This window comes from Nocardiopsis sp. TNDT3 (genome assembly GCF_003427465.1).
GTDB lineage: Bacteria > Actinomycetota > Actinomycetes > Streptosporangiales > Streptosporangiaceae > Nocardiopsis > Nocardiopsis dassonvillei.
Genome location: NZ_QPFC01000614.1, coordinates 1 through 8489, shown reverse-complemented (window position 1 = coordinate 8489; position 8489 = coordinate 1). Strand labels below are relative to the sequence as shown.

General features: G+C 70.9%; 7 protein-coding genes and 1 pseudogene. 4 read left to right on the top strand and 4 right to left on the bottom strand.

Going from position 1 to position 8489, the window contains the following annotated elements; genetic code table 11:
• Positions 1–289, bottom strand: a pseudogene (locus tag DQW06_RS29550) (hypothetical protein); the annotation flags it as partial.
• A gap of 95 nt (positions 290–384) precedes the next feature.
• A complete protein-coding gene (locus DQW06_RS15665; protein ID WP_013153863.1) occupies positions 385–1167 on the bottom strand; it encodes a TetR/AcrR family transcriptional regulator in 783 nt (260 codons plus the stop codon).
• Positions 1168–1316: 149 nt separating this feature from the next.
• Between DQW06_RS15665 and DQW06_RS15660 the strand changes: the two genes are divergently transcribed.
• Together DQW06_RS15660 and DQW06_RS15655 are read left to right on the top strand one after the other, a co-directional pair.
• On the top strand, positions 1317–3533 hold the full coding sequence (locus DQW06_RS15660) for an MMPL family transporter (RefSeq protein WP_117198795.1): 2217 nt from the start codon (positions 1317–1319) through the stop codon (positions 3531–3533).
• A 496-nt stretch (positions 3534–4029) separates the two neighbouring features.
• Entirely contained in the window at positions 4030–6252 is a 2223-nt protein-coding gene (locus tag DQW06_RS15655; RefSeq protein WP_117198793.1) for an MMPL family transporter, read from the top strand.
• A 45-nt stretch (positions 6253–6297) separates the two neighbouring features.
• On the opposite strand, the gene DQW06_RS15650 is transcribed toward DQW06_RS15655, so the two are convergent.
• Positions 6298–6759 (bottom strand): MarR family winged helix-turn-helix transcriptional regulator, encoded by a 462-nt coding sequence (locus DQW06_RS15650; protein WP_071622372.1) that lies wholly within the window; start codon positions 6757–6759, stop codon positions 6298–6300.
• A 114-nt stretch (positions 6760–6873) separates the two neighbouring features.
• On the opposite strand from DQW06_RS15650, the gene DQW06_RS29905 reads away from it, so the two are divergent.
• Positions 6874–6978 carry an NAD-dependent epimerase/dehydratase family protein gene (locus DQW06_RS29905; RefSeq protein WP_013153858.1) on the top strand — a complete coding sequence of 35 codons (105 nt, stop codon included), beginning with the start codon at positions 6874–6876 and terminating at the stop codon, positions 6976–6978.
• Positions 6979–7166: 188 nt separating this feature from the next.
• Here the strand turns inward: DQW06_RS29905 and DQW06_RS15645 are convergent, their stop codons facing one another.
• Complete coding sequence (locus DQW06_RS15645) at positions 7167–8027, bottom strand: hypothetical protein (RefSeq protein ID WP_232833036.1); 861 nt, start codon at positions 8025–8027, stop codon at positions 7167–7169.
• Positions 8028–8155: 128 nt separating this feature from the next.
• Between DQW06_RS15645 and DQW06_RS15640 the strand changes: the two genes are divergently transcribed.
• Positions 8156–8455 carry a YrhK family protein gene (locus tag DQW06_RS15640; protein WP_013153856.1) on the top strand — a complete coding sequence of 100 codons (300 nt, stop codon included), beginning with the start codon at positions 8156–8158 and terminating at the stop codon, positions 8453–8455.
• Positions 8456–8489: the final 34 nt, after the last annotated feature.

The following is an 8489-nucleotide window of genomic DNA, read 5'->3' as shown; positions in this document are numbered from 1 at the left end:
GTCCGGGGTGCGGGGGAGCGGGCATGGGGGGCGTGCCGTCCGCGGTCGGTCCGGGGTGCGGGGCGGTGGGCACGCGGAGTGTGCTGTCCGCGCCCGGTCCGGGGTACGGGGGAACGGGCGCGGAGGGGGCTCCGTCCCGCCCCTGCTCCGCCTCGCCGTGTTCCCGTCCGTCCGCCCGGGGTCCGGTGGCCTCCTCGGCACCGGGGCCGCAGACGGCGCCTCCGGTACCGGACCGCTCGGGTCTGGGGGTCTCGCCTCCGGGCCGCTCACCGCCGGATGGGTTCTCCACGGGGTCAGTCCTCGCTATCGTGCCGCAGCGTGCCGGGGTGTCGTCTCCGCCTGGAGGGCGAATCCGGCAAGAGTCGCAGAACTCCAGTATGGGGCTTAACCGGACGTACCCATGGTCGTGGGGGCGCTGCTCTCCGGCGGCCGGTAGCGAACCCCCAGGCCCGTCAGCATGTTCTGGAGCTCGGACTCGAAGAGCGGTTCCATGTCGCGCATCACGAAGTCGAGGTGCTCGAACACCTCCATGCACACCACCCCGTACAGGCGTACCCAGCACGTGCTGAGCACCATGACCGCCTCCACCGGGATGTGCGGCGCCGAGAAGCCGCAGGTGTCGGCGAAGGCGCGCAGATCGCGGGCCAGCTCCGGGGTGATGCGGTCCCCGTCGGGCAGCACGAACCTCTCCTCCGACAGAAGCCGGTCGAAGAGGGTGTAGAAGGTCGCCCCGAAGCGCCGCCCGGCCTCCACCGCCGGTGTGACGTCGGTCTCGGGGGCCAGGCGCACGCGCGGACCGAACATCGTGGCGAACTCGGCCCGGTGCCCGATCGCCCAGGCCCGGAAGGCCCGCAGCGAGGTGAGGATGCGCAGGTCGGTGTCCTCGGCGGGCACGCTGGCGTCCGCCGCGGCCACCGCGTCGCCCAGTTCCTGGAACATGTCCGCGGTGATGAGCACCAGCAGCGCGTCGATCCCCGTCACGTAGCGGTACAGCCCCGGCGCGGTCATCCCCATCTCCCGGGCGATGGCGCGCAGGGACACCCCGCCGGACCCGTGCTCGACCAGGTGCCGGCGGGCGATCCCCTTGATCTCCGCCAATGTGGCCTCGCGCACACGCTCGCGGCGGCTCGGCCCCCCTGCCACCCGGTCCAGCTGCGGTTTCGCCATCTGTTGCGCTACACCCCGTCTCGGGCGCCCGGTCGGGGCGCCGTGGTCCTCGTCGACGACGTTGACATCGTAACGCCCGCACGCTTTAGTGAACACCGTTAGCAAACACCGTTAACGGACATGGGGTCTGTTTCCTGAAAGGGCGGCGTATGCCGACACAAACGGGGCTTTTCGGTCGGCTGGGACGGGGAGTCCACCGCTGGCGCTGGGCGGTCCTCGCCGCCACCGCGGTCTTCGCCGTCTTCTCCGGGATCTGGGGCTCGGGGCTCTTCTCCGACGTCAGCGAGAGCGGGTTCGAGGATCCCGACTCCGAGTCCGCGCGGGCCACGCGCGTCCTGGAGGAGGAGCTGGGCCACGACGGCGTCGACGTCGTCGCGGTCTACCGCAGCGACGAGATCCGGGTGGACAACCCCACCTTCGCCGCGGCGGTCCAGCGTATCGCCGACGGCATGCCCGAGGACGCGGTCGCCGACTTCGACACCTACCTCGACGAGGACCTCGGCGAGACCGAGCGCGGCATGCTCGTGGCCGAGGACATGGACGCCACCTACATCCCCGTGACCCTCAGCGGGGAGACCCACGCCGATCGCCTCCACCAGTACGAGGAGGTGGCCGAGTACCTGTCCTCCAGCAACCTGGAGGTCCACCTGGGCGGCTCGGTGGCGATCGAGCACGAGCTGGCCGAGAGCGCCGAGAGCGACGTCGTCCGCGCCGAGCTCATCACCCTGCCGATCCTGCTGTTCCTGCTCGTCCTGATCTTCGGCGGCCTCGTCGCGGGCCTGGTCCCGCTCGCCGTCGGCGGCCTGGCCATCCTGGGCTCGCTGACCCTCCTGCGCGCGCTGACCCACGTCACCGAGGTGTCGGTGTTCGCGATCAACGTCGCCACCATCCTGGGCCTGGGGCTGGCGATCGACTACGGACTGTTCATGGTCAGCCGCTTCCGGGAGGAGTTGCGCCGGGGCCGCGGCATCGCCGACGCGGTGAGCCGTACGGTGGACACCGCCGGACGCACCGTGGCCTTCTCCGGCATCACCGTCGGCATCGCCTTCGCTGGCCTGCTCTTCTTCCCCCAGCCCATCCTCAAGTCGATCGGCTGGGGCGGCATCGCCGTCGTGGTCTTCGACCTGCTGGCCGCGCTGGTCTTCCTGCCCGCGCTGATGGCCGCGGTCGGGCACCGCGTCAACCGCCTGAGGCTGCCGCTGCCCCGCCGCACCGTCACCGGAGCCGTGCACGAGGGGGCCTGGTCGCGCCTGGCCCGCGTCGTCATGCGCGGCCCCGCCGTGTCCCTGGTCGCGGTCGGCGGCGTCCTGCTGGTCTTCAGCGCCGGCCTGGCCTCCACCGAACTCGGCTCCACCGACCAGCGCTACCTGCCCGCCGACTCCGGGAGCCGGATCGCCACCGAGGCGCTCTCCGACGACTTCCCCGCGGGCGGCCTGGGCACGCTCGACGTCGCGGTGGTCGGCGGCGCCGACGACGGGGCCCTGGAGGAGTACACCGAGCGCCTGGCGGGCCTGGAGGAGGCCGTGTCGGCGACGGTGGAGCGCACCGGCGAGGACGTCGCCCACGTCGTGGTCGCCTACCGGGGCGCCTCCGACTCCCCGGAGGTCGCCGACCTGGTGCGCGACGTGCGCGCCGAACCGGTTCCGGAGGGGGCGGAGGAGAGCCTGGTCGGCGGCGTGGCCGCCATGCAGCAGGACAACGTGGCGGCGATCGTCGACGCGGCGCCCATGACCGTGGGCTTCGTCGCCACGGCCACCCTGCTCCTGCTCTTCCTCGCCTTCGGTTCGATCGTCCTGCCGGTCAAGGCGGTGCTCATGGGGGCGCTGTCCCTGGGCGCCTCCCTGGGCGTGGTGGTCTGGGGCTTCCAGGAGGGCGCCTTCTCCGGGCTGCTCGGGTTCGAGGCGGTGGGCACCATCGACCCCACCTACCTGGTGCTGATCATCGTCGTGGCCTTCGGCCTGGCGATGGACTACGAGCTGTTCCTGCTCAGCCGGGTGCGCGAGGAGTACCTGCGCACCGGGGACAACACGCGCTCGGTGGCGGCGGGGCTCCAGCACACCGGCCAGATCATCACCAGCGCCGCGATCCTGCTGATGGTGGTGCTCCTGGCCATGGGCACCTCGGACCTGCTCTTCCTGAAGGTCATCGGCATCGGCCTGGCCATCGCGGTCCTGGTGGACGCCACCCTGGTGCGCGCGGTCATGGTGCCCGCCACGATGCGCCTGCTGGGCGGGGCCAACTGGTGGCTGCCCCGGCCGCTGCGCTGGCTGCACGACCGGATCGGGATCTCCGAGGGCGGCGACGAGGACGGGCCCGAACCCGCCGTGGAGCGGGACGGGCGCAGAAGGGTGCACGCGGGGGTGTGACCGCCTGTCGCGCGACCCCGTCCGGGAGCTCCCGGACGGGGTCGTTTCGCTGTCTGCGGTGCCGTGACGCGGCCGTCCGCGGGCGGAGTGCGTCGGGTGCGTGTCGCGGGGCCGTCGGTGTGCCCCGACGCCTGGGTGGCGGCGGTGGCCGACCTGTGCGACCCCGCCTGGCGGACGCGGCCCCGCTGCCCGGGGTCCAGCGGCCCCTCAAACAAATGATATGTGAAACCTATTATTGGCCCTAGTGATTATCTCATGTTTTTACTGTACCGTGGCAACGAGGGAACGCGCGGTGGCGGCCGGGGGACTCCGGCCGCCACCGACGGCCCCGCGCGCCCGCAAACGAAGGGGGTGACACGATGCCCGACGCGCTGACCAGGCTGACCACGCGCGACCCCTGGTGGGTCCTGGCCGTCCCGCTGGCGGCGGTCGGGTCGGCCGCGTGGACGGAGCGGCACGCCCCCACCACCTCCTGACCCTGGAAGGCGGGACCACCATGGCCACGTCCCCGACGACCACCTCACCCCCCGGCCGCCAGGGGGCACCACCGGGAAGGCCCCCGCTCCTGGTCCGGCTCGGCGACGGGCTGGCCCGCCGCCCGGGCCGGGTGATCCTGGCCGGCGTCGCGCTGGTGCTGGTCGCCCTGGCCCTGGCGGCGGGCACCATGGACCGGCTGCTGCTCAGCCGCTTCGAGAGCCCCGGATCGGAGTCGCTGCGCGTCGAACAGCAACTGGAGGAGGGCTTCGGCACCGGCAAGCACCACTTCCTCCTGCTCGTCACCGCCCAGCGGGGCACCGTGGACGACCCCGGGGTCGTCGAGGCCGCCACCGCCCTGGAACGGGATCTGGCCTCACGCGAGGGCGTCGCCGAGACCGCCTCCTACTGGGGGCGCGGCGGGTCCCCGGCGATGCGCTCCGAGGACGGCACCCAGGCGCTGATCACCGTGCGCATGGAGGGCACGGTCACCGAGGCGCGCACCGCGCTCGGCGGGATCTCGCCGGACTTCACCCGCGACGACGAGGTCATCCGGGTCGAGGTCGGCGGCGGCGACGAGGTCTTCCGCCAGGCCGCCGAGCAGGCGCAGGCCGACTTCCTGCTCGCCGAGGCCATCGTCTTCCCGCTGGTGTTCGTGCTCCTGCTCGTCCTCTACCGCAGGATCTCGGTGGCGGCGCTGACCCTGGGCATGGGCCTGCTCTCCGTGGTCACCACGCTCGCCCTGCTGCGCGGGGTCACCTACCTCACCGACGTGTCCACCTTCGCCGCCAACCTCACCCTGGTCATGGGCGTGGGCCTGGGCGTGGACTACAGCCTGTTCGTCATCAACCGCTTCCGCGAGGAGCTGGCCCGGGGCAGGCGGGTCCCCGAGGCGGTCTCCCTGGCCGTCTCCAAGGCCGGGCGCACCGTCCTGTTCAGCGGACTGACGGTCGCGGTGGCCCTGTCCTGCCTGATGCTCTTCCCCTTCCCCTTCCTCCAGTCCTTCGCCTACGCGGGCGTGGGAACCGTGCTGACCTCGGTGTTCGCCGCGCTGGTCATCCTGCCCGCGGCTCTGGCCAAGGTCGGGCACCGGGTCCGGCCCAAGCGCGAGCCCGACCCCGACAGCGGCTGGTGGCACTCCACCGCGCTGCGGATGATGCGCCGCCCGCTGCTGTGGGGCCTGCCCGCGCTCGCGGTGGTCCTGGTGCTGGCGGCGCCCGCGGTGGGGCTCGACTTCGGCCTGCCCGACGCGCGCGTGCTGCCGCAGGGGGCCTCCAGCCGCGACGTGCAGGACCAGATCGGCGCGAACTTCGTCCAGGAGGAGATGGACGCCGTCCAGGTGCTGGTGGACGTACCCGGCAGGGAGGCCGAGGCCGACGTCATCAGCGCCTACGCCGCCGACCTGTCGCGGGTGGAGGGCGTCTACCAGGTGGACGCGCTCACCGGGCGCTTCAGCGGCGGGGAGCGGACCGACGGGGCCGAACCGCGGGCACAGGAGCGGTTCGGGTCGGCGGAGCGGACGTGGCTGTCCGTGGTGCCCACCGCCGGGGCCCTGGAGGACGTCGAGGACCTCATCGACCGGGTCCGGGACGTGCCCGCGCCCGGTGAGACCCGGATCGGCGGTTACCCGGCCGACCTGACCGATTTCCGCGAGGCCCTGCTGGGGCAGGTGCCGCTGGTGTTCGGCCTCATCCTCGCCATCACCTTCGTCATCCTGTTCCTCATGACCGGGAGCATCCTGCTGCCCGCCAAGGCGATCGTGCTCAACGTGCTCAGCCTCGCGGTGATGTTCGGCGTGATGGTGTGGATCTTCCAGGAGGGGAACCTGTCCGGGCTGCTGGGCTTCACCGCCGACGGCACCCTGGAGACGACGTTCCCCATCCTGATGTTCTGCATCGCCTTCGGGCTGTCCATGGACTACGAGGTGTTCATGATGTCCCGGATCAAGGAGGAGTACGACCTGACCGGGGACAACACCCGCGCGGTCGCGGCCGGACTCCAGCGCAGCGGCCCCCTGGTCACGGCGGCGGCCGTCATCCTGGCCGCCTCCTTCGCCGCCTACGCCGTCTCCGACGTGCTGTACCTGATGATGCTGGCGGTCGGCATGGCGGTGGTGATCCTGGTGGACGCCACCCTCATCCGCGGCGTGCTGGTACCGGTGTTCATGCGGCTGGCCGGACGGGCCAACTGGTGGGCCCCGGCGCCGCTCAAGCGCGTGCACGCCCGCTTCGGCGTCTCCGAGTGATCCGGGGGTTCCGGTGCCGGGGGCGGCGGCCCCGGCACCGGAAACTCATTCGTACTTGGTCACCCGGGGGTGCTCGGTGAGCAGGCGGCCCGACAGCTCGTGCAGGAGGGCCACCTCGCTCCCGGACAGGGTGGCGAAGAACTCCGACTCCGCCCGGGCCACCGCGTCGCGGGCCTCCTCCAGCAGCGTCCTCGCCTTGTCCGTGGGCGTCACGATGTAGCGCCTGCGGTCCCTGGGGTTGCGCTCGCGCCTGGCCAGCCCCTGCTCCTCCAGGTCGTCGATCAGCCCCACCATCACGTTCGGATCCACACCCAGCACACGGCTCAGCTCCTTCTGCGAGAGATGGGGCATCGCCTCCGCGGCGGAGAGCACGTGGAACTGCCGGGAGGTGATCTGCTGGGGCCCGAAGACCGCCGAGGTGGTCGCCTGGACCAGTTCGCCCAGCTTGATCAGTCGAAAACCGGTCGTGTGCCACATGGGGGTGTCCCATCCGGGTGCGTTCTCCACGCCTCGGCCCCCTCTCCAGTGCTTCTACTCATCAGATGATCATAGAACTCTATGGTTGGGGTGTGAAACGATACGCAAGTCCACGCCACACCGCTCCCCGGGCGGAGCAGGTCCGTGGTGACCGGAGCGACCGGTCTCCTCGGCGGCGACATCGTGCGCCTGCTGCCCGGCCCCGGCCAGGAGGTCGTCGCCCTGGCCCGCGGCACCGACCGCGCCTGACGCCTGCCGTCCGACGACCCCCGCCTGCGTCTGGTCGCCGGGCCCACCTCCGCCGGACGGCTCTTCCCGGGCGTGGTCCGGCAGCACGGCATGCTCTCGACGGGCGCGGTGCGGGCCTCCGCGCGCCGCTGAGCACGAGGGACGGGCCCGGCTTCCGGGGGGAAGCCGGGCCCGTCACGGTTCTCAGGTCACTCGGCGAAGAGTTCGTCGATGTGGGTGACGCTGATGGTCCGGTCGAGCCAGGTGTCGAGCTGGTCGTGGTCGCGGCATGCGCTGATCCGCTCGCGTGCCTCCTGTGGTACGTCGACACCGCGCAGGGTGAGCAGACGGAGGATGTCCTCGGCCCTGCTCTCTGCCTTGAGGCTCTCGGTCCAGTCGCTGCTGTACCTGTAGGTCTCCGTCTTCAACAGTTCCTCCAGAAGCCTTTGCCCGTGGCGTCCGAGCAGGAGCAGTGTGTGTTCAGTGTATTTCCTGGCCTCCTCCGGGGCGATGAAGCTCAGGCCGTCATGCAGAGCTCGTAGTACCCGCGGATCACCGTCGCCATGGGTGATCGCTGACAGAACCCCCAAGGCTGCTCTGCGACCGACTTCCTCCGGGTCTGTGATAACCGGAATCTGGTCGGGCCCCACGACGATCGGATGCAGTGTCCATCCGGGGTGGCCCATGGCGATCGGTTCGGCGCACCATGCGGCGGTCGCCCTGTTGGGGCAGACCACCATGAGTGCGACAGGGCACTCCAACCGTGCCCGTAGCGTGGCCAGGTACTCCGGCCACGTGAATCTCTTGCGGTCGGACTCCTTGCGTTGGACCTCCAGCACGATGCCCAAGCGGCTCTCACTGTGCCCGGACAGGGGGTGTGGGCCCCTTAGTTCGAGGACGCCGTCGGCTCTGCGCTCGGTCGGCTGGACATTGCCCAGGTCGCAGGAGGCCCTTTCGACGCTGGTGTACTCGGGGACGGACATGCCCAGATTTCTCAAGAAACCGATGGTCAGTTCGGGTTCCTCGACGAACAGGTCGGTGTAGATCTGGTGTTCAGCGGATATTGCCACGAGGCAGACGTTACACAGGGTTACCAGCAAGTATGTACGAGTAGTCGTTATGTGGTGACTTTTCGTGTTCGCCCACTTCGGGCAGGGGAAGACGCGGTGCCGAGACGACCCCGCAGGGAGGGCCGAACATGTCCGAGAAGCAGAGCAGACCGCTGGTCCTGCACGTGGGGCACGACGAACTCGTCGTCCGGCGCCGCTACGAGGCCGCGAGCATCGTCAACGACATCCTCATCGCCCTGTGGTTCATCGCCGGAAGCATCATGTTCTTCTCCGAGGCCTGGACCACCGCGGGCACCTGGTGCTTCCTCGTCGGCAGTGTCGAGCTGCTGATCCGCCCGGTGATCCGGCTGGGCAGGCAGCTGCACATCCGGCGCGTGCGCTCCTCCAGCCCCGGCTCGACCGGGGAGGAGTCCTCCCAGGACTTCTGACCCGGTCGAGCCGGGGCTGGAGGAGCGCACGCGC